Source organism: Pyxidicoccus xibeiensis, assembly GCF_024198175.1.
Lineage (GTDB): Bacteria > Myxococcota > Myxococcia > Myxococcales > Myxococcaceae > Myxococcus > Myxococcus xibeiensis.
On record NZ_JAJVKV010000009.1, the window covers coordinates 202,177 to 222,028 of the forward strand.

The following is a 19,852-nucleotide window of genomic DNA, read 5'->3' on the forward strand; positions in this document are numbered from 1 at the left end:
GCCTTCTGGGATATCAAAGTGCACGGTCTCAATCCCCGGTGTGCGGCACTCCGAGACCCGGGCACCGGCAATCTCCTCCTTGAGCATTCGCTCGTAGCGACGTTTGAAGTGGATGCAGTGCACGGCGATCATCTCTCCTGGGCGAGCGTCAGCCAGGATGGACTGGGCTGCATGATTCGCCAGCTCCGCCGAAATCCACTGAGCCTCCCCCAGGGAGATATCCCCCTGAGGGCCATTGCGGAGCGGCAAGCCCACTTCGAATCTACAGACGTCGGTAGCGCCTGAGTCACCTTCGGTGATGCGAGCGCTGATGCAGACAGCTCTCCAGCCATCAGGCTGCGCTCTACTGTCGACCTCGACAACCGTCTTGAACCGGAAGTGCTCTGGAGAGATTCGTCCTGCGACGGTGCTGCGTCCATGGGCACACCCCACCAGCCCGAAGCCGGTCCACAGGAGCGCCGTAAGCCCTACGCGATACAGCCACCGGGAACCCGTCGACTCCACTCGGACAATAGTCCGCGTCACGCCGGCACGAGCTGATCCGCGATGCGCGCCAGGTCGGACACGGAGGTGACGACCACGGCCTGGTGGCAGTGCTTCTCGTAGGTCAGCATCTCGCTGTCCCCGATGCCCCAGTTCCCACGCTCCTCGGGGCAGATCCACAAGAGGCGCTTCGCCTTGCGGCGCAGGTCCTTCAGCGCCCACGCGTTGTTCGCGTTGTAGTTGTTCCGCCCGTCGCCAATCACCATCACCGTGGTGCGGCGCGTGATGCTCCCCAGGTGGTCGCGGGTGAAGTCCGCCAGCGCGCGCCCATAGTTCGAGTTCGCGCTCAGCGACACCGTCTTGCCCGCGGTGGCCATGTCGATGGCCTCGTCCACGTCCAGGTCCTTGAAGTACTGCGTGACCTCGCCGATGTCGGACACGAAGACGAACGAGCGCACGCGCACGAACAGCGACTGCAGCGTGTGCATGAACAGCATCATCATCCGGGACGCGTTCCGCACCGAGTCGGACACGTCGCACAGCACCACCAGCTCCGGCCGCTCGGGACGTCGACGCTTGAACTGCGGCACCATGGGCACCCCACCCCACGGCATGTTCCTCCGGAGCGTGCGCCGCACGTTCAACGCCCCCCGCCGGTACGAGCGCTGCTTGCGGATCAGCCGGCTGCGCAGCTTCTCCGCCAGCGTCCGGACCGCCGCCTCCATCTGGTCCACCTCGGCCTGCGTCAGCAGGTGCAGCGGCTTGTCCTGCACCGTGTCCGTCCGCCGCCGGATGCGCGCCTCGGCCTGTCGCTTCACCTCCTGGCGCGCGGCGTCCTCAATCTTCCGCATCGCCGCCGCCACATGCCGCGAGACGATCTCCACCCCTTCCGGAGCCAGCCCCCGCGCCCGCAGCTCGTCCTCCAGCGACTTCATGTCCGAGCGCGCCTTCTCCATCCCCGCCGCCGCCAGCATGCGCCGTGAGAAGAACCCCGCCTGCAGCGGGCTCTCCAGCTGGGACAAGTCCAGCTGCAGCGACGCCATCCGGAAGATCTGCGCCAGCCGCGCCCGGTCCCCCTCCAGGATGGCCTGGGCCAGCGGCGACATCTCCGGCAGCAGCTGGTTCATCTGGATGATGACCATCTTCAGCAGGTCGCCCTCCAGGTAGCCCTCCTCCTTGAGCTGGTCCGCCAGCGACTTGTCGATGGCCTCGAACGTCCGCGCCGCCCCCGAGAAGTAGAAGTCGAAGGCCCGGTTGAACGTGTCCACGTCCAGCTCGCGCTTCACCAGCGTGGTGCGGAGCACGGAGCGGAACAGCCCCCGGTCCTTCAGGCCCACCTCGGTCGTGGCGCGCAGGGCATCCTGGACCTCGGACGTACTGACACGCACACCGTTCTGGCGCAGCACTTCGGCGAACTCGACGATGCGGGCATCCACCCGACCATCATGTCCGCGCAGCCGTCCGGCGCAACCGGGATTCCTCCCCTCCTCCCTCGAACGGCCGCCCCGTCACTGCACGCACTGTTATCTATGATTCACTTCAAGTGAAAAGCCGGACTATCGTGAAATCGCGCCACTCCGGCGCCACTTCGACACGACAACGTGGAGTCTCGACCTATGCAGCTGCGCAAGACGTGGATTGCCCCCCTCCTTGGACTGTTCCTGGTGCTGGGCACGGCGGACGCCCAGGCAAGCTCCTGGTGCAACACCCGCAACAGGTGCAAGTGGTTCGCGAAGAAGTTCACCGCGAACGCGACGGTGGGGTGCATCGGCTTCGGGCTGCCCCTGTGTGCCAGCCACTCCGGCCACTGTGACGGAACGAGCGTCTCCTGTAGCTGGCGGAGCTGTCTGTGGGGCGGAGCGCAGTCCTCGGCCTCCAACGGCTGGGGCGGCTGCTCGGCCACCGGCTACCGCACCGGCCAGGGCGTCTACGGCGAGGTGGACCCCGGGGCGACGGCCGAGGCGGACGCCTCCGGCTCGCACTCGGTGCAGACGCGCGCCGAGTTCGACGATGCCCGCCGCACCGTCACCCTCATCCTGGACAAGGGCACGATGACGTCCTCGGCGGACGCCATGGAGAGCCGCATCGACCTGTTCATCTTCCGTGAGGACGTGGTGGAGGGCCAGCAGGTGGAGGACCCGGTGCGCACCGAGCAGAACACGCTGTGGCGCGCCTCCATCGTCCTCAGCAACGGCGTGCTCCGGGTGAGCGGCTTCGACCCGCGCCAGTTCACCGTGACGCGTGACGAGAAGGGCATCACCACCGTCTCGTTCGCCAACCTGCGGACGCTGGTCCCCATGTCCATCAGCGACGCGGACTTCGGCAACCTCGTCGTGCAGACGCTCGTGGACGGCAACACGGCGAAGTAGCCCGTGCGCCCAGGGTCCGGAGCCGCGAGCTACGCCGCTCCGGGCCCCCGCTCGAAGGACATGACAGCCTCCACGTGGTGCGTCTGGGGGAACATGTCCACCACCTGCAGGGCCACGGGCTTGTAGCCCGCCTCCACCAGCCCCGCGGCGTCGCGAGCCAGCGAGGCCGGGTCGCACGCCACGTACACCACGCGGCGCACGCCCAGGGCGGTCATCCACTTCGCCAGCCCCGGCGCTCCGGCGCGCGGTGGGTCCGCCAGGCACACGTCGAACTTCCGCCCCTCGGCCACCAGCCCGTCGCAGGCCTTCCGGGCATCGCCCTGGATGAAGCGGACGTTCCCCACCCCACCCTCGCGAGCACTGCGCTGGGCCAGCTCCACTCCAACGGGCGAGGACTCCACCCCCAGCACCGACGCGGACACGGCCGCCAGGGGGAACGTGAAGTTTCCATTCCCCGAGTACAGCTCCAGCACGGAGTCCGTCTCGCGAGCCCCCAGCTCGTACACCGCCGCCGTCACCAATCCCACGTTGGCCTCCGCGTGCGCCTGGGCGAACGCATCCGGCCGCAGGTACAGCGGCACCTCCGGCCGCAGCGGAGAGAACGAGCGCAGCGCCGGCTTCCCCAGCAGCCGCGGCGAGCCCTCCTTGGGCACCAGCACCGCGCCCTCCAGGCGCAGCGCCCGCACCGCGCCCTCCGCCGCCTCCACGTGCCGCGCCGTCACCGGGCCGGTGAGGTTCACCGCGAAGGCCGCCTTGTCCCCTTCCGCCAGGAGCAGCACCTCCTCCGTGTCCTTCGCCAGCGGCTTGAGCAGCGGCGCCAGCTTCCCGGGCAGCCCGGTCAGCACGGGCGTGAGCGCCCCGCAGGCCGAGACGGGGATGCGCTCATGGCTCCGCCGGCCGAAGTAGCCCAGCGTCCCCTTGCCCGTCGGGTGCAGCACCGCGCGCCGCCGGTAGCCCCAGTCCCGGGGCGCCACCAGCAGCGGGCGCACCGTGAAGGACTCCCGGGACAGGTGCCCCAGGTGCTCCAGGGTGGAGAGGACAATCTCCTGCTTCGCCGTGCGCTGGGCGGGCTCGGCCAGCCCCAGCCAGTCGCACCCTCCGCACTCGCTCGAGTAGACACACGGCTCCGCGCGCCGGTCCGGCCCCGGCGTCACCACCTGCCGCAGCAGCCCGCGCAGCACGCGGCCCTGGGCTTCCAGGTGGACGCGCACGGTGTCCCCCGGGAAGGCGCCCGGGATGAACACAGTGCGCCCCTGCCAGGAGGCCACGCCCTCGCCCAACTGGCCCAGGCGCTCGATCGTCAACTCAACGGGAAGCTCAGGTAGCGGCAACATTCAGGGGCTCGTCAGGCGGCGCGCCCCGGCTGGGCCACCGTCGTCACTTGCGGTTGTTCGAGGCGGGGATGTCCGAGGGGAGCTCCGCGCGCAGGCGCTCCACGAACTCCCCGATGCGCGTCCGCTTGTCGTCATCAACGTCCACGAACTCCAGCGCCATCCCCGGGGACTCGGAGCCGGGCGTGCCCATGGCGTGGGTGCGGGTGACGCGGCCCTTCAGCTCCACGGGGAAGTGCGCGCCCGGCAGCGTCACCAGCAGTCGCACCACGGTGTCCACCGGCAGCGGCTTGTCGGTGTTGATGTACAGCCCGCCCCGCGACAGGTTGACGGCCCAGTCCGTCACGAACCCGGTCACGCTGCTGTAGGCCACCGGCAGCTCGTACTCCACCCGGGGCGCGCGGTTCGGCTTCTCCGGAGTCTCGGCCATTTGGTAGGGGTCCCCCGCGGGCCACCGACGGCACCCGCGGGGAGGCACCCTAGCCGTGTGCGCTCAGAATTTCATCTCGCGCACGTCCGGAGCCACCTTCAGCGTCGGCTCCGTCAGCTTCCGGACCTGCTCCACCGTCACGCCAGGGGCCACCTCGCGCAGCACCAGCCCCTCGGGCGTCACGTCGATGAACGCGTGGTCCGAGACGATGTGGTGCACGCACTTCAGGCCCGTCAGCGGCAGCGAGCACTTCTTGAGGATCTTCGGCTGGCCTTCCTTGTTGGCGTGCTCCATGGCCACGTAGATGCGCTTGGCGCCCACCGCCAGGTCCATGGCGCCGCCCATCCCCTTGACCATCTTCCCGGGGATCATCCAGTTGGCCAGGTCGCCCTCTTCGCTGACCTCCATGGCGCCCAGCACGGCCATGTCGATGTGGCCGCCGCGGATCATCCCGAAGGACAGCGCGGAGTCGAAGAACGCCGCGCCCTTCACCGTCGTCACCGTCTCCTTGCCCGCGTTGATGAGGTCCGGGTCCTCCTTGCCCTCATACGGGTACGGGCCGATGCCCAGCAGGCCGTTCTCCGACTGGAGCACCACCTCCACGCCGGGGGGGATGTAGTTGGGGACCAGCGTGGGGATGCCGATGCCCAGGTTGACGTAGAAGCCGTCCTTCAGCTCCTGGGCGATGCGCATCGCGATCTGTTCACGAGTCAGTGGCATGGGCTCCTCACGCCTGCTTGCGGACGGTGCGCCGCTCGATCCACTTCTTGAGGTTCTTCGCCTGGATGATCCGGTGCACGAAGATGCTCGGGATGTGCACCTGATCCGGATCCAGCTCTCCCGGCTCCACGATGTGCTCCGCCTCGACGATGGTCGTCTTCGCGGCCATGCACATCATCGGGGAGAAGTTGCGCGCCGTCTTGTTGAACACCAGGTTGCCCCAGGTGTCCGCCTTCCAGGCGTGGATGATGGCGAAGTCCGCCTTCAGCGGCGTCTCCAGCACATGGAGGCGGCCGTCGATCATCCGCGTCTCCTTGCCCTCGGCCACCTGCGTCCCGGCGCCCGTGGGGGTGAAGAAGCCGCCGATGCCGCAGCCGCCGGCGCGGATGCGCTCGGCCAGGGTGCCCTGCGGGTTCAGCTCCACCTCCAGCTCGCCGGAGAGGTACTGCCGCTCGAACTCCTTGTTCTCTCCCACGTAGCTGGACACCATCTTCTTGACCTGCTTGTTCTGGAGCAGGATGCCCAGCCCGAGCTCGGTGGTGCCGCAGTTGTTGGAGATGATGGTGAGGTTCTTCACGCCCTTCTTGTGAAGCGCCTCGATGAGATTCTCAGGGTTGCCGCACAGGCCGAAGCCGCCGCTCATGAGCGTGCAGCCGTCCGGGATGTCGGCGACCGCCTCGTCCGCGTTCGCGTAGACCTTGTTCATCCGCCCTCCCGCATGATGTGCAACGGGGTGAAGGCCTGGCTGCGGCCCCCACCCCGTGCCCCTCCCTTTCGGGAGAGGATGATTACCGCTCGACCATCAGCGCGATGCCCTCGCCGCCGCCGATGCACAGCGACGCGACGCCGCGCTTCTTGCCCAGGTCCTTCATCGTGTGCAGCAGCGTCACCAGCACGCGCGCGCCCGAGGCGCCAATCGGGTGGCCCAGCACCACCGCGCCGCCGCGCACGTTCACCTTCGACGGATCCAGCCCGAGGAGGCGGTTGTTGGCCACCGACACCACCGCGAAGGCCTCGTTGATCTCCCAGAGGTCCACGTCGCTCACCGACTGCCCGTTCTTCTTCAGCAGCGCGTTGATGGCGTCCGCCGGGGCAATGGTGAACTCCACCGGCTTGCGCGCCGCCTGGGCGTAGCCGTTGATGCGGCCGAGGATGGTGCGGCCCTCCGCCTTCGCGCGCTCCGCGCTCATCAGCACCAGCGCCGCGGCGCCGTCGTTGATGGAGGACGCGTTGGCGGCCGTCACGGTGCCGTCCTTCTTGAAGACCGGCTTGAGGCCCGGAATCTTTTCCGGCTTCGCGTTGCGCGGACCCTCGTCCTCGACGACGGTGATGATGTCCTCCGGCTTCTTGCCGGGGATGTGCACCGGGGTGATCTCCGCGGCGAACAGGCCCTCCTTCTGGGCCTGGATGGCGCGGCGCGTGGACTCCAGCGCGAACTCGTCCTGCTGTGCGCGGCTGATGCCCTGCGACGTGGAGCACTCCTCCGCGCAGAGGCCCATGTGGACGTTGCCGTACACGTCCCAGAGGCCGTCGTGGATCATCGCGTCCTTGAACTCCACGTTCCCCATGCGGGCACCGTTGCGCATGGTATGGCTGAGGTAGGGCGCGTTGCTCATGGACTCCATGCCGCCGGCGACGATGATGTCCGCGTCACCCAGGGCAATGGACTGCGCAGCGGCGATGACGGCCTTGAGTCCGGAGCCACAGACCTTGTTGAGCGTGGTGGCGGGGACGGACTCGGGGATGCCGGCGAAGATGCTCGCCTGGCGGGCGGGCGCCTGGCCCACGCCGGCCTGCAGCACGCAGCCCATCAGCACCTCCTGCACGGTCTCCGGCTTGACGCCCGCACGCTCCAGCGCCGCCTTGATCGCCACTGCGCCCAGCTGCGGGGCCGTCAGCTTGGAGAGCGCGCCCTGGAAGGAGCCGATGGGGGTACGGGCCGCGCCCACGATGACGACTTCACGAGCCATGAAAACTGCCTCCCTTTAGGAGATGTCCGGATGAGCTTCGATAACAGCGGCGAGGGCCCTTATCACCGGGCACTCCCCGGAGTTCAAGCGTCCTCGCTCGCCGCCCGGACGGGAGCGTCCACTGGTCGCGACGCGCTGCGCCAGGCGCTCCAACCCACTGGATTCATGAGGGATTCGAGCCGGGAATGGCGCCAGGGGCCCGCCCGACCGGTCGGACGCCTGGGCCCCCACAGAGGCTCAGGGCCGCGGGCGCCACGTCACCAGCGCGGAGTCGGTACCTCCGGTGGTGACGACCTGACCCTCCGGATGCCATGAGACCGAGGAGACCGAGTCGTCATGGTAGCCGACGACCGAGCTCCGAAGGCCGTTGGCCAGACTCCAGGCGAAGACCTGTCCGCCTTCCCCGCCTCCCAGGATGCGCTGGCCATCCGGGCTCCACCTGAGCGTGTACGGCTCGAACCCGCCGCTCACCCCCTGGAGGAGCTCGCCGGTGGAGACGTCGTGGATGGACAGGCCCGGCTGGGCGCCAACGGCGATCCGCGTTCCATCCGGACTGAGTGCCGAGGCTCGCGACCGCGTGGGCAGCCCGGCGTTCACGACGCTTTCCGTCCCCGTCTGGCTGTCCCAGATGAACCAGCTCCCGTCGAGCCTGCCAACCACGAGGTACCGGCTGTCCGGAGTCCAGCCCAGTGAGCGTACGGAGTCTGTTCGCTCCAGCTCGAAGCGGGCCAGCCTCGCCCCTGTCGCCACGTCGATGACCTGGACCGAGAAGAAGTAGGTCACGCTCGAGCCGCCATGGGTCGCAACCCTGCTTCCATCCGGGCTCAGGGCAAGGTCGTACACCCCGTAGTAGTAGGACTCGTTTGCCGTCACATGCCTGAGGCGCCGTACCTCCGTGCCGTCCGCCGCGCGCCAGATGTAGATCGCTCCCCATTCGCCTCCACTGGCCACCAGCGTGCCGGTGCCATCCCACGCCACCGACGCACTGAGCTTCTGGCGAGGGTCCTCCAGCGTGCGCAGCGGCACGCCATCCCGGTCCCAGAGGCGGACGACTCCCTCGGCGGCGCCACGAGACGCCAGCCGGTCTCCCGCGGGGCTCCAGGCCACCGCGCTCACGGTGCCGAAGTGGTGGATCAGCTCGCGCCTGACGACGGTGTGGGCCGCCTCGTCCACCGTGAGCAGGGTGAGCGAGATGGGACTGGAGTCCGCGACGACCAGTGCCGGCCGCGACGGGTGGAAGCGCAGTGCATCGTAGGCCTGTGATTCTTGCCAGGGCGCGGACCTGTCGGTTGCGTCCGCCACGATGGCACCGGTGGCGGCCTCCAGCACGTACAGGGTCCGGGCCGCGCCTCCCACGCCCAGCCACCGCCCATCCCGGCTCCAGTCCAGGGTCGTGGTCTTGCCCCAGGCGCCGCGCAAGGTCGTCTCGAGCTCATGGGTCGCCGTCACATGCACGCGCACCTCACCCTGCGCGCCCAGGGCATAGCGCTGACCGTCCGGGCTCCACGTGAAGCTGGCCACGTCGGGCCACTGCGCTTGCGGCCCCTCGACACCGGGCGCGTGGAGCTCCACTCGGCCCTCCGCGCCCTGGAGCGCGATGCGGCTTCCGTCCGGACTCCACATCAGCCGCCGCATCTCCCTCACGCTCGCAACCAGGGGAGCCCCCTCCTGGGCTCCGCTGTTCGCGTTCCAGAACCACACCCTCTGGCGGTCTTCCGCCAGGGTGGCGAGCCTGCTTCCGTCCGGGCTCCATGCCAGGGCGATGACGCGATGAGGAAGGGTCGACCACTGACGGACGACCTTCCCTGTCGTGGCGTCGATGAGGACGAGCTCTCCATCCGAGCGACCCGCGGCCAGCAGGTGTCCAGAGGGGCTCCAGGCCACCGAGGTGTAGCGCTTCGTCTCGGGGCGGAGCAGTTGCACCGTGTGCCCGCTCTCCGCATCCCAGAGGCGCACCGGGCCGCCCGGCTGGCTCACTCCGTCGACGGGCCCGTCGATGGCGGCCAGCCGGGTCCCATCCGGGCTCCAGACCGGCGCCTGCGGGTCGACTCCCCCCGTGCGCTGCCACTCGACGACGGACTCCGGCTCTGGAGCGAAGCGCGCCGCACAGGCCGCGTCCGCGTCGAGGGTGAGCACATGCGGTTCATCACCCTCCGCGCAGCGGTACCACCCGACGAAGCGCCAGCCCGCCTCGGCCGTGGCGGTCAACGTCACCTGGGTGCCCACCGGGAAGCGACCGACGCATGAGGTGTCTCCCGGACAGGAGACTCGCTCCGGTGCGCTCGTCACCTGCCCACGGCCATGCGTCTCGATGGACACGGCACGCGTGTCCTCCGCCTGCTCGACGGTGTAGGCCACCGGCTCGGACCACGCGCCGGTGGGGCCAGAGGTCTTCACCGCCCGGCAGCGCGCCTGGAAGCTGCCCTCGCGGGTGAAGGTCCGCGTCACCTCGGCCGTCACCCCGCTGTCGACCGGCTCCGAGTCGGTGACCTCTCCGCTCCCATCTCCCCAGTCGAACGAGTAGCGCAGCCGCTCACCCCGAGGGTCCTCGGCGGTGCAGCGGAAGCGCATCGGCTCGCCCACCGTGCCGCGCACGAGCTCGGCTTCGAGGCGCGCCTGGCCTGGGTTCTCCTCGGGGGGCGGGTCGTTCTTGGAACAGGCTGCGAGCACCCCCAGCACCAGCACCAGGAACACGAAACGAGGCTTCATGGGATTACTCCGCGCGCCCCCGGCCCTGGCACGTCTGTCCTTGGGTGAGTAGTTCCGCGAACGGGATGAAGTCAACCGGGGGCGCTGCGGCGGTGCCCGGCTTCAGTGGCGTGAGTGCCACGTCACCAGCGAGGAGTCGGTGCCACCGGTGGTGAGCGCCATGCCATCCGGGCGCCAGGAGACCGAGGAGACCACGCCATCATGGAAGCCGATGACCGAGCGGGTCATGGCGCGGTCCAGGTCCCACGTGAAGACCAGTCCGCTCATTCCGCCCTCGGCGATGCGCCGACCATCGGGGCTCCAGGAGAGCGCGAGGGCATCGACGCCACTGCTCGACTCCAGGACCACCGCTCCGGTGGAGAGGTCACGGATGGACAGGCCGGACTCCAGTCCCAGGGCGATCCGCGTCCCGTCCGGGCTGAGGGCCGAGGCCTTCGACGCTATGGACAACCCAGGGTCCACGAAACGCAGCTCGCCGGTCTGGCTGTCCCAGATGCTCCAGCTCGCGCCGATGTAGGTGGCGACGAGGTAGCGGCCATCCGGAGTCCAGCTCAGCGAGCGCATGGATTCATCCGCCTCGGTGAACTGGAACAACTGCTGGCCCGTCGCCACGTCCCAGACCCTGACCAGCCCACCCCGGACCGTCGGCTGAGCCGCTCTCGCCACGCCCGCCACCCGCCCTCCATCCGGACTCAGCGCGACGAGGCTGACCTCCCTCATCAGGGGGTGCTGCCCTGCGTAGTGTTCCAGCGGCTCGCGCACCAGCGTGCCGTCCTCCGCGCGCCAGATGCAGATGCGGCTGTCCGTGCCACCGCTCGCGAGCCGGGTGCCCGTGCGGTCCCACGACAAGGACTTGATGGCATTGTTGCCATGCCCCGACAGCGTGCGCAGCGCCCCGCCGTCCCGACTCCACAGGCGGATCAACCCCTCGGCGCCGCCGGAAGCGAGCATGGCTCCCGTGGGGCTCCAGGCCACCTCGCCCACGTCCCTGTCGTGCGCCAGCAGCTCGCGCACGCTCACCGCCCCCGCCGCCGCGTCCACCGTGAGGACGCTGACCCGGGCGGGCAGGTCATCCACCATGGCGAGCTCCGGCTTCGACGGATGGAACCGCAGCCCGTCGAAGCTCTTCTGGGCCCCGGGAGGCGACGGCTCGCTGTACGACGCCACCAGGACGCTGGCGGCCACGTCCATCACCATCACCAGCCGCGTCGTGTTGCCCAGGGCGATCCAGCGCCCGTCCCGGCTCCAGTCCAGCGATGCGGTGGTGCTCCACGCCCCGCGCAGGCTCTTCTCGGGCTGGTGGGTGGCCGTCACGTACACCCGCACCTCGTCATGGAGGCCCAGGGCGTAGCGCTGGCCGTCAGGGCTCCAGGTGAAGCTGGCGACGTCGACCCACAGCGCCTCGAGCCCCTTCGTGCCGAGCGCGTGGATCTCCACCCACTGCGAGGTGGCGGAGATGGCCGCGCCCGCCTCGAGCGCGAGCCGGCTCCCATCCGGGCTCCACGCCAGCCGCCGCACCTTGTCCAGGGCCTCCAGGGGCGCACCATCCGGCATCCCGCTGTCGGCAAACCAGATTCGCACGAGCTTGCCCGCGTCATCCGCGCTGGCGAGCCGGCTCCCATCCGGGCTCCACGCCAGGGCCCGGACGTCGCCGGCCAGGGCCATCCACTGCCGGACGATGGCGCCCGTCGTGGCGTCGATGAGCACGATGCTCCCATTCGAGCGGCCGGCGGCCAGCACGGAGCTGGAGGGGTGCCAGGCCACCGACGTGAAGCTCTCCGGCCGGGCGCTGAGCAGCCTCACCACACGCCCGCTCTCCGCATCCCAGATGCGCAGCAGCGCGTTGGACAGAGCCAGGCCGCCGTCGATGGCGGCCAGCCGCGTTCCATCCGCGCTCCACACCGGGGACTTCGGCAGGCGGGCTCCCGTCCGCTGCCACTCCACGGAGGCATCCACCGCCGGAGCGAAGCGCGCGGTGCACGCCACGTCCCGGTCGAGCGTGAGCAGGGTCGCCTCCAGCCCCTCCTCACATCCCAACCACCCGACGAAGCGCCAGCCCTCCTCGGGCCTGGGGCGAAGGCTGAGCAGGGTGCCTGCCGGGAAGACCTTGACGCACGAGCCGTCCGGCGAGCAGTCGAGCCCCAGAGGGGTGCTCGTCACCCTTCCCTGGCCGAACACCCGCACCGCGACGGAGTGCTCGCGGTCGTCGGGAACGGTCCCCTGAACGGTGTAGCCCACCGGCTCGGACCACTCGCCGGCGAGGCCGATGTCCTTCAATGCGCGGCAGCGGGCCTGGAAGCTGCCCTCGCGGGTGAAGGTCCGCGTCACCTCCGCCGTCACCCCGCTGTCGACGGACTCGGAGTCGGTCTCCTCCCCGCTCCCGTCTCCCCAGTCGAACGAGTACATGAGGCGCCCGCCCTGCGGATCCTCGGCGGTGCAGCGGAAGCGCAGCGGCTCGCCTACGGCACCGCGGTCGGCCACCGCCTCGATGCGGGCCTTGCCGGGGGTGCGCGGATCAGGCGGGTTGCCCCCGCCGCTGTCGGAGCAGGCGGAGACGAGGCCCAGCGCGAGCGCCAGGGCAAGGAAGGGACGGGAGCGCCCGGAGCGGGCGGAGGGCAGGCACAGACGACGAGAGTTCATGGTTCGTTCCGCGCGCCCGGCCCCCGTGCACGCGGAGCGGTGAGTAGTCGCCTCCCCGCGTGAAGTCAAAGGGATGTGGCCATGCGACAAGCAATCGCAGGTCCCAAGGAACGGCAACGGCCGGGCCCCCTCTCGGGAACCCGGCCGTCTCGCCGTACTGGCGCGTGCCGCTGAAGGACTACTTCTTCAGCTTGCTCGCCATCACGTCGCCGAGGCGCGCCTTCGAGCCTTCCGCCTGCTTGCGGAGGTACTCGCGGTAGTCCTCGCCCTCGCCGATCAGCGCCTTCATCGACAGCGCCACCTTCCGGTCCGGGGTGTTGATGTCGATGATCTTCACCTCGACATCCTGAGCCTCCTGCACCACGTCACGCGGGTTCTCGACACGCTCCTCCTTCAGCTCGGAGACGTGGACGAGGCCCTCGATGCCCGGCTCGATCTCCACGAACGCGCCGAAGTCGGTGACCTTGGTGACCTTGCCCTTCACGCGGCTGCCCACAGGCAGGCGCTCGGACAGCGTCTCCCAGGGGTCCGGCTGGAGCTGCTTGATGCCCAGGCTGAAGCGCTCGTTCTCGACGTCGATGTTGAGCACCACCGCCTCGACCTCGTCGCCCTTCTTGAACATCTCGCCCGGGTGCTTGATGCGCTGGGTCCACGAGATGTCGGACACGTGCACCAGGCCGTCCACGCCCTCCTCGACGCCGACGAACACGCCGAAGTCGGTGACGTTGCGGATCTGACCCTTGATGACGGAGCCGATCGGGTACTTGTCCTCGAGCAGCGTCCAGGGGTTCTGCTCGATCTGCTTCATGCCGAGCGCGATGCGCTTGGCCTTCGGATCGATGTCCAGGACGACGGCCTCCACCTCCTGGCCGACCTCCAGGATCTTGGACGGGTGCTTGAGGCGCTTGGTCCAGGACATCTCGGACACGTGCACCAGACCCTCGACGCCCTGCTCGATCTCGATGAACGCGCCGTAGTCCGTGATGCTGACGACCTTGCCCTTGACGCGCGTACCGACCGGGTACTTCTCGTCGGCGCGGTGCCACGGGTCCTCCTGGATCTGCTTCAGGCCCAGGCTGACGCGCTCCTGCGTCGGGTCGAACTTGAGGACGACGACACGAACCTCGTCACCCACGTTGAACATCTCGCTGGGGTGACCGATGCGGCCCCAGGACATGTCCGTGATGTGGAGGAGGCCGTCGATGCCGCCGAGGTCGATGAAGGCGCCGTAGTCCGTGAGGTTCTTGACCACGCCCTTGAGGACCGCACCCTCCTTCAGGTTCTTGAGGGTCTCCTTCTTCATCTCCTCGCGCTGCTTCTCGAGGAGCACGCGACGAGAAAGCACGATGTTGCCGCGCTTCTTGTTGAACTTGATGACCTTGAACTCGAATTCCTTCGAGATGTACTGGTCCAGGTTCCGCACGGGGCGGATGTCGACCTGGCTGCCAGGGAGGAACGCCTTCACGCCGATGTCGACGGACAGGCCTCCCTTGACGCGACCGACGATGGTGCCCTTGACGATCTCGTCGCGCTCACAGGCGGCGCTGATCTCGTCCCAGATGCGCATCTTGTCGGCCTTCTCCTTGGAGAGGACGACCATGCCGGTGTCGTTCTCGCGGCTCTCCAGGAGGACCTCGACGGGGTCACCGGCCTTGACCGAGACCTCTCCGCGAGGGTTGGTGAACTCGGAGATCGGGACCTGTCCCTCGGACTTGTAGCCGATGTCGACAATCGCGAAGTCCTTCGTCACCTGGACCACGGTGCCCTTGACGATCTCCCCTTCCTTGAGGATTCCGTCGCCACCGCGCTCCTTGAGAGAGGCCTCGAACATTGCCGCGAAGCTCTCGTCGCCCGCGTCCTCCCCGATCTGCTGGTTCAGGTTCTGCTGCATGAAGTGGAAGTCCTTTGAAACGGTACAGCTGCCCCCTGTGGTTGGGCATAGCGGCCTGCGGGGCGCAACGGGCCGTTACGTTCGTCCTCCTGATTGAGGACCTGGATGCTGAGTGGAAGCGGCGCACCCTAGACGCCGGTTATTCCGGTAGTCAAGCGAGCACGTACCCCACTGTGGATCGGTGGATGCCGTACACCGGGACTGTCAAGAGCCGGCGCTGGCGTCCGCCAGGTAGGACAACAAGCGGACGGACGCGAATCCCGGCCAGTTGGGTCCCGCACCTACTTATGAACGGCTGCCCACCCTCGCAGCCCTCCCGCCCCCCGGCGTTATCTGGACCGTGCTGGCAAGGCCGGTCAGCGGGCAGGGAAAATCCAACCTGATGCGACAATTTCCCGGGGGCTTCGTTCACAGGGTGGGTTGAGGCCCGCGAGTCCAGTGACCGGCGTATGTCACGGGGGAGGTGCGCCCGGGGGGGTGGACTGTTCCCGAACGTCGGCGGCCGCGGGCCTCATCCTTCCCTTCCCCGCTCTCGCGGCCCCCCTCCCATGTGGGATGCGCTCCTGCCTATGCTCGGGCCCCTTCCGTCCGAGCCAGGAACCTCCGTGTCCGTCCTTCTCTCACCTGCCCTTCGCACCCACCTCGGCAAGCGTGCCGGCGTCACCGCCGGCCTGCTCGGCGTGCTGTGCATCTTCGCGGAGTTCTGCTTCCTCTTCCCGCACCTGCTGGTGACGAACGACGCGCGGGGCTTCTACGCCGACAACATCGGCATCTTCCGGGCGCTGCTGCAGGGCTCCATCGTCGCCACCTTCGCGCTGGGCATGCTGAGTGTCCTCACGCTGCGCTCCAAGGTGCACGGCGGCCTGGCCATGGCGCTGGCGCTGGTGGCGCTGCTGATGGGCGGGGCGGAGGCGGAGCCCCTCACCCAGCAGGCGCGGAGCTTCAGCGCGGGGCTGGACTACTTCATCCTGGAGCTGCTGGTGCTGGGGCTGCTCTTCATCCCCATGGAGCGGCTGTGGTCGCAGCGCGAGCAGCCCATCTTCCGGGTGGGCTGGCAGACGGACCTCAAGCACCTCTTCGTGAGCCACATGGGGGTGCAGCTCATCTCCTTCGCCACGCTGATTCCCGCGCAGGTGTTCTTCGCGTGGGCGGTGAAGCTGGACTTCCAGGCCACGGTGGCCGCGCAGCCGCTCTGGCTCCAGTTCTTCGAAATCCTCTTCGTGGTGGACCTGGTGAGCTACTGGGTGCACCGGGCCTTCCACCACTTCCCATGGATGTGGAAGTTCCACGCCATCCACCACTCCAGCCTGCACATGGACTGGCTGGCCAGCTCGCGCTCGCACCTGGTGGACGTGCTGGTGAACCGGACGCTGGGCTTCGTGCCGGTGTTCATCCTCGGCTTCGCGCCGGCGGCCATCTACGCGTACCTGGTCTTCGTGTCCTTCCACGCGGTGTACATCCACGCCAACGTGAATCACCGGTGGCCGGGGCTGCGCTGGGTCTTCGCCACGCCCGAGTTCCACCACTGGCACCACACGTCCGACGAGGAGGGCATCGACAAGAACTTCGCCGTCTTCCTCTCCTTTTTCGACTGGGTGTTCGGCACGGCGCACCTGCCCGCGCACTGGCCCACGAGCTACGGCACCACGAAGTTCCAGCCGCCGGAGACGTACCTGGGCCAGCTCGCGTACCCCTTCCAGAAGCACGAGGAAGGCACGCCCTACGGGTAGCGCGCCGCGGGCGTCAGCGCCCCGGCCCCAGGGTCCGCGCCTGCTGGCGGGCCTGCTCCACGCTCGGGACGATGATGACGCCCGTCACCCGCCCCTCGACGCGCTGGGGTGGATGCATCACTTCCTTCACGTCATGGGGCTCCGGCTCGATGCCCGCGAGGGCCACGGTCCCCACCTCCACGCCAGTGGTCGTCACCGAGCCGACGTGTCCACTGACGCGGCCGGCCGGCGTGCCCCGCAGCGGCTCCAGGACCTCGAAGATGACCGTGCCCGGGTCCAACGCCGTCTGCAGGCCCGGGAGGATGTCGACGACACGCACGATGGCGACCTGCCGCGAGCGCTGGATGTAGAAGGCGTGGTCGGCCTTGGGGCCATCGCCGAACGTGGACATGAGCCGGCCGTTCTGGCGGACGAGCCTCCCGTGCTCGTACTCCTTCGTCACCAGCACCCGGCCGTCCTCGAACCACTCGGTCCACAGGCCATGGAAGGTGTTCCCCTCCATGGGGCCCGCCGCCTTCCGCGTCCCGTTCGGGTGGTAGGTGGTCCACGTGCCCGAGGGCTTCCCGTCGGTGTACCCGCCCCGGCGTTGCAGCCTTCCCTGGCCGTCCAGCTCGGCGAAGGGGCCATGGGAGACGCGCTTCCCCGAGGCCTCCACGCGCTCGCACCTGCGCCAGGTGTAGCCGTCGAACTGCTGCTCGGAATGAAGCAGGGCGCCCTTGGGGCAGGCGGGATGGGGCTCGCCCGCCCAGGCCGTCAGGGCGGGCAGGCAGCACAGGAGGAGGAGCGAGCGCGGGAGACGCATGGGACGGCGCCCCGTGCTCAGCCCAGCAGCTTGAAGCTCTCGCGGGCAATCACCATCCGCTGCACCTCGCTGGTGCCCTCGTAGATGGTCTGCACGCGGGCGTCGCGGAAGTACCGCTCCACGGGGAACTCGTCGATGTAGCCGTAGCCACCGTGGAGCTGCACGGCCTTGTCCGCCACCGCGTTGCTCATCTCGCTGGCGAACAGCTTCGCCATGGAGGCCTCGCGGGAGAACGGCTGGCCCTTCTCCTTCATGGTGGCCGCGCGCAGCGTCAGCAGCTCCGCCGCGTCCAGCCGCGTGCGCATGTCCGCCAGCATGAAGCGCGGGGCCTGGAACTCGGCCACCGCCTGGCCGAAGGCCTTGCGGTCCTTCACGTAGGACACCGCGGCCTCCAGCGCCGCGCGCCCCACGCCGCACGCCTGCGACGCAATGCCGATGCGCCCGCCGTCCAGGGCAATCATCGCCAGCCGGAAGCCCTGCCCTTCCGTGCCCAGGAGGTTCTCCGCCGGAATCTCGCAGTCCTCGAACGTGAGCGACACCGTGTTCGAGGCGCGCAGCCCCATCTTGTCCTCGTGCTTGCCGATGATGAGGCCCTTCGTGCCGCCCTCCACGATGAAGCAGGACAGGCCCTTGTTGCCCGTGGGGGACGTGCGCGCCCACACCACCATGACGCCCGCGTAGGCGCCGGAGGTGATCCACTGCTTGCTGCCGTTGAGGACGTACTTGTCGCCCTTCTTCACGGCGGAGGTGAGCATGGCGCCCGGGTCGGAGCCCGCGTGCGGCTCGGACAGGGCGAAGGAGCCGGCGATGGCCTCACCAGCGGCCAGCCGCGTCACGTGCTTCTCGCGCTGGGCCTCGGTGCCGTACGCGTGGATCAGCTCCGCGCACATGTTCGTCACGGCCATGGTGACGGAGGTGGACGCGTCCGCCGCCGCCATCTCCATCATCGCCAGCGCGTAGGAGACGACGCCCGCCTCGGAGCCGCCGTACTTCGCCGGGATGTTCACCCCGAGCAGCCCCAGCTCGCCCATCTCCTTGTACAGCTCCGTGGGGAAGCGCTCCTCGCGGTCCAGCGTGCGGGCCATCGGGGCCACGCGCTCGCGCGCGAACTTGCGGGCGGTGTCGCGGATCAGCGTCTGGGTCTCGGTCAGCTCGAGGTTCACGGCGGTCTTCCTACTCGATGGCCTTGAGGTTGAACGGGTACTCGATGGGGTGGTCCGCGCCGTCCGGAGGCTTGGGGAACGTCATGGACGACAGCACCGCCACCACGCAGTCGTGCAGGTTCGGGTCCTTCAGCGTGCTGGACTTCTTCACGACCTTCGCGCTCTTCACCAGCCCGTTGGAGTCGATGGTGAAGGTCGTCAGCAGCCGGCCCTCCACCTTCTTGTCCTTCTCCGCCATGTGGTCCTCGTAGCACTCCTGGATGCGACCCTGGTTGTGCGTGACGACCTGGCGGATGGAGTCCGGCGTGAAGGGCAGGCGCTCGACATCCGGCCCGTCGCTCTTCGCGGGGGCCGGAGTCTGGGCCTGGGCGGGCTTCCCGCCCGAGGGCTTCTTCGCCGGCGCGCCCTGCGCGAGCGCGACGGCGGAGGCAAGAACGACCACGGAGAGAAGTGCCCGCTTCATGTCGCCTACTCCTTGAGGACGTTGGCCGAGATGACGATGCGCTGGATCTCGCTCGTCCCCTCGTAGATCTCGGTGATGCGCGCGTCACGCACGTGGCGCTCCGCGTCCATCTCCTTGCTGTAGCCCATGCCGCCGTGCACCTGCAGGGCCTTGTTCGCCACGCGGCTGGCCATCTCGCTGGCGTACAGCTTGGCCATGGCGCTCTCCTGGCTGTGGCGCACGCCCTTGTCCTTCATCAGCGCGGCGCGCATCACCAGCAGCCGGGCCGCGTCGATCTCCGTGGCCATGTCGGCGATCATGAACTGGATGGCCTGGTGCTCGCGTATGGGCTTGCCGAAGGACTTGCGCTCGCCGGAGTAGCGCACCGCCTCCTCGTACGCCGCGCGGGCGATGCCGAGCGCCTGGGACGCGATGCCGATGCGGCCGCCGTCCAGCGTGCTCATGGCGACCTTGAAGCCGTCGCCCTCCTTGCCGAGCATGTACTTGGCCGGCACGCGCATGTCCTCGAAGAACATGGAGCAGGACCAGGCGGCGCTGATGCCCATCTTCTTGTCGGGCTCGGCGCGGATGAAGCCGGGGGTGTTGGTGGGGACGAGGAAGGCGGTGATGCCCTTGTTGCCCTTCTCCTTGTCCGTCATCGTGAAGAGGACGATGGCGTCCGCCTTCGGCCCGTTGGTGATCCAGTTCTTGGAGCCGTTGATGACGTACTCGTCACCACGGCGCACCGCGACGGTCTTCTGGGCGGCGGCGTCGCTGCCGGCCTCGGGCTCGGTGAGGCCGAAGCAGCCCAGCTTGTCGCCACGGGCGAAGGGCGTGAGGAACTGCTCCTTCTGGGCCTCGGTGCCGAACTTCATCACCGGGTCGCAGTAGAGCGAGTTGTTCACGCTCATGATGACGCCGGTGGAGGCACAGCCGCGGCTGATCTCCTCCATGGCGATGGCGTAACAGACGTTGTCCAGGCCGGCGCCGCCGTACTGCTCGGGAACGGCGACACCCAGCAGGGAGAGCTCCGCGAGCTTCTTCACCGCGTCCGTCGGCCACGCGTGGGTTTCATCCCACTTGCGGGCGTTGGGGATCAGCTCCTTGGCGGCGAACTCGCGGGTCATCCGCTGGATCTCGCGCTGGACGTCGGTCAGCTCGAAGTTCATGAG

General features: G+C 68.7%; 15 protein-coding genes. 2 read left to right on the top strand and 13 right to left on the bottom strand.

From position 1 onward, the window contains the following. Positions 1 to 521 precede the first annotated feature (521 nt). On the bottom strand, positions 522 to 1,919 hold the full coding sequence (locus LXT23_RS33510; protein ID WP_253984456.1) for a VWA domain-containing protein: 1,398 nt from the start codon (positions 1,917 to 1,919) through the stop codon (positions 522 to 524). 180 nt (positions 1,920 to 2,099) lie between these two features. Here LXT23_RS33510 and LXT23_RS33515 point away from each other — a divergent pair, with 180 nt between their 5' ends. After that, on the top strand, positions 2,100 to 2,852 hold the full coding sequence (locus LXT23_RS33515; protein WP_253984457.1) for a hypothetical protein: 753 nt from the start codon (positions 2,100 to 2,102) through the stop codon (positions 2,850 to 2,852). Positions 2,853 to 2,881: 29 nt separating this feature from the next. Here the strand turns inward: LXT23_RS33515 and LXT23_RS33520 are convergent, their stop codons facing one another. From LXT23_RS33520 to LXT23_RS33555, 8 genes are all read right to left on the bottom strand, one after another. Next, positions 2,882 to 4,186 (bottom strand): class I SAM-dependent RNA methyltransferase, encoded by a 1,305-nt coding sequence (locus LXT23_RS33520; protein WP_253984458.1) that lies wholly within the window; start codon positions 4,184 to 4,186, stop codon positions 2,882 to 2,884. A 43-nt stretch (positions 4,187 to 4,229) separates the two neighbouring features. Next, on the bottom strand, positions 4,230 to 4,613 hold the full coding sequence (locus LXT23_RS33525) for a TIGR02266 family protein (protein WP_253984459.1): 384 nt from the start codon (positions 4,611 to 4,613) through the stop codon (positions 4,230 to 4,232). A 63-nt stretch (positions 4,614 to 4,676) separates the two neighbouring features. Beyond that, positions 4,677 to 5,333: a CoA transferase subunit B gene (locus LXT23_RS33530; RefSeq protein ID WP_253984460.1), complete on the bottom strand. Its 657-nt coding sequence runs from the start codon at positions 5,331 to 5,333 to the stop codon at positions 4,677 to 4,679. Positions 5,334 to 5,340: 7 nt separating this feature from the next. Continuing rightward, positions 5,341 to 6,039 (bottom strand): CoA transferase subunit A, encoded by a 699-nt coding sequence (locus LXT23_RS33535; RefSeq protein ID WP_253984461.1) that lies wholly within the window; start codon positions 6,037 to 6,039, stop codon positions 5,341 to 5,343. An 82-nt stretch (positions 6,040 to 6,121) separates the two neighbouring features. Then, a complete protein-coding gene (locus LXT23_RS33540; protein WP_253984462.1) occupies positions 6,122 to 7,303 on the bottom strand; it encodes a thiolase family protein in 1,182 nt (393 codons plus the stop codon). Between the two features lie 237 nt (positions 7,304 to 7,540). Continuing rightward, positions 7,541 to 10,012, bottom strand: a complete 2,472-nt coding sequence (locus tag LXT23_RS33545; RefSeq protein ID WP_253984463.1) for a WD40 domain-containing protein — start codon at positions 10,010 to 10,012, stop codon at positions 7,541 to 7,543. A gap of 102 nt (positions 10,013 to 10,114) precedes the next feature. Continuing rightward, positions 10,115 to 12,652, bottom strand: coding sequence for a WD40 repeat domain-containing protein (locus tag LXT23_RS33550; protein WP_253984464.1), 2,538 nt, complete (start codon positions 12,650 to 12,652; stop codon positions 10,115 to 10,117). Between the two features lie 178 nt (positions 12,653 to 12,830). Then, positions 12,831 to 14,543: a 30S ribosomal protein S1 gene (locus LXT23_RS33555; RefSeq protein WP_253984465.1), complete on the bottom strand. Its 1,713-nt coding sequence runs from the start codon at positions 14,541 to 14,543 to the stop codon at positions 12,831 to 12,833. Between the two features lie 605 nt (positions 14,544 to 15,148). Between LXT23_RS33555 and LXT23_RS33560 the strand changes: the two genes are divergently transcribed. After that, positions 15,149 to 16,273, top strand: coding sequence for a sterol desaturase family protein (locus tag LXT23_RS33560; protein ID WP_253984466.1), 1,125 nt, complete (start codon positions 15,149 to 15,151; stop codon positions 16,271 to 16,273). Between the two features lie 13 nt (positions 16,274 to 16,286). Here LXT23_RS33560 and LXT23_RS33565 read toward each other — a convergent pair whose 3' ends face one another. From LXT23_RS33565 to LXT23_RS33580, 4 genes are read right to left on the bottom strand one after another with little or no spacing between them, the layout of a single operon-like run. Further along, positions 16,287 to 17,075 carry a toxin-antitoxin system YwqK family antitoxin gene (locus LXT23_RS33565; protein WP_253984467.1) on the bottom strand — a complete coding sequence of 263 codons (789 nt, stop codon included), beginning with the start codon at positions 17,073 to 17,075 and terminating at the stop codon, positions 16,287 to 16,289. A 17-nt stretch (positions 17,076 to 17,092) separates the two neighbouring features. Continuing rightward, on the bottom strand, positions 17,093 to 18,238 hold the full coding sequence (locus tag LXT23_RS33570; protein WP_253984468.1) for an acyl-CoA dehydrogenase family protein: 1,146 nt from the start codon (positions 18,236 to 18,238) through the stop codon (positions 17,093 to 17,095). Positions 18,239 to 18,248: 10 nt separating this feature from the next. Continuing rightward, positions 18,249 to 18,701 (bottom strand): AgmX/PglI C-terminal domain-containing protein, encoded by a 453-nt coding sequence (locus LXT23_RS33575; RefSeq protein ID WP_253984469.1) that lies wholly within the window; start codon positions 18,699 to 18,701, stop codon positions 18,249 to 18,251. A gap of 5 nt (positions 18,702 to 18,706) precedes the next feature. After that, positions 18,707 to 19,849, bottom strand: a complete 1,143-nt coding sequence (locus tag LXT23_RS33580) for an acyl-CoA dehydrogenase (RefSeq protein WP_253984470.1) — start codon at positions 19,847 to 19,849, stop codon at positions 18,707 to 18,709. Between the last annotated feature and the right edge of the window lie 3 nt (positions 19,850 to 19,852).

Bases quoted from the DNA above. Each gene is read 5' to 3' on its own strand.
- LXT23_RS33515 (WP_253984457.1), top strand. From the start codon at position 2,100: ATGCAGCTGCGCAAGACGTGGATTGCCCCCCTCCTTGGACTGTTCCTG.
- LXT23_RS33520 (WP_253984458.1), bottom strand. From the start codon at position 4,186: ATGTTGCCGCTACCTGAGCTTCCCGTTGAGTTGACGATCGAGCGCCTG.
- LXT23_RS33525 (WP_253984459.1), bottom strand. From the start codon at position 4,613: ATGGCCGAGACTCCGGAGAAGCCGAACCGCGCGCCCCGGGTGGAGTAC.
- LXT23_RS33530 (WP_253984460.1), bottom strand. From the start codon at position 5,333: ATGCCACTGACTCGTGAACAGATCGCGATGCGCATCGCCCAGGAGCTG.
- LXT23_RS33535 (WP_253984461.1), bottom strand. From the start codon at position 6,039: ATGAACAAGGTCTACGCGAACGCGGACGAGGCGGTCGCCGACATCCCG.
- LXT23_RS33540 (WP_253984462.1), bottom strand. From the start codon at position 7,303: ATGGCTCGTGAAGTCGTCATCGTGGGCGCGGCCCGTACCCCCATCGGC.
- LXT23_RS33545 (WP_253984463.1), bottom strand. From the start codon at position 10,012: ATGAAGCCTCGTTTCGTGTTCCTGGTGCTGGTGCTGGGGGTGCTCGCA.
- LXT23_RS33550 (WP_253984464.1), bottom strand. From the start codon at position 12,652: ATGAACTCTCGTCGTCTGTGCCTGCCCTCCGCCCGCTCCGGGCGCTCC.
- LXT23_RS33555 (WP_253984465.1), bottom strand. From the start codon at position 14,543: ATGCAGCAGAACCTGAACCAGCAGATCGGGGAGGACGCGGGCGACGAG.
- LXT23_RS33565 (WP_253984467.1), bottom strand. From the start codon at position 17,075: ATGCGTCTCCCGCGCTCGCTCCTCCTCCTGTGCTGCCTGCCCGCCCTG.
- LXT23_RS33575 (WP_253984469.1), bottom strand. From the start codon at position 18,701: ATGAAGCGGGCACTTCTCTCCGTGGTCGTTCTTGCCTCCGCCGTCGCG.
- LXT23_RS33580 (WP_253984470.1), bottom strand. From the start codon at position 19,849: ATGAACTTCGAGCTGACCGACGTCCAGCGCGAGATCCAGCGGATGACC.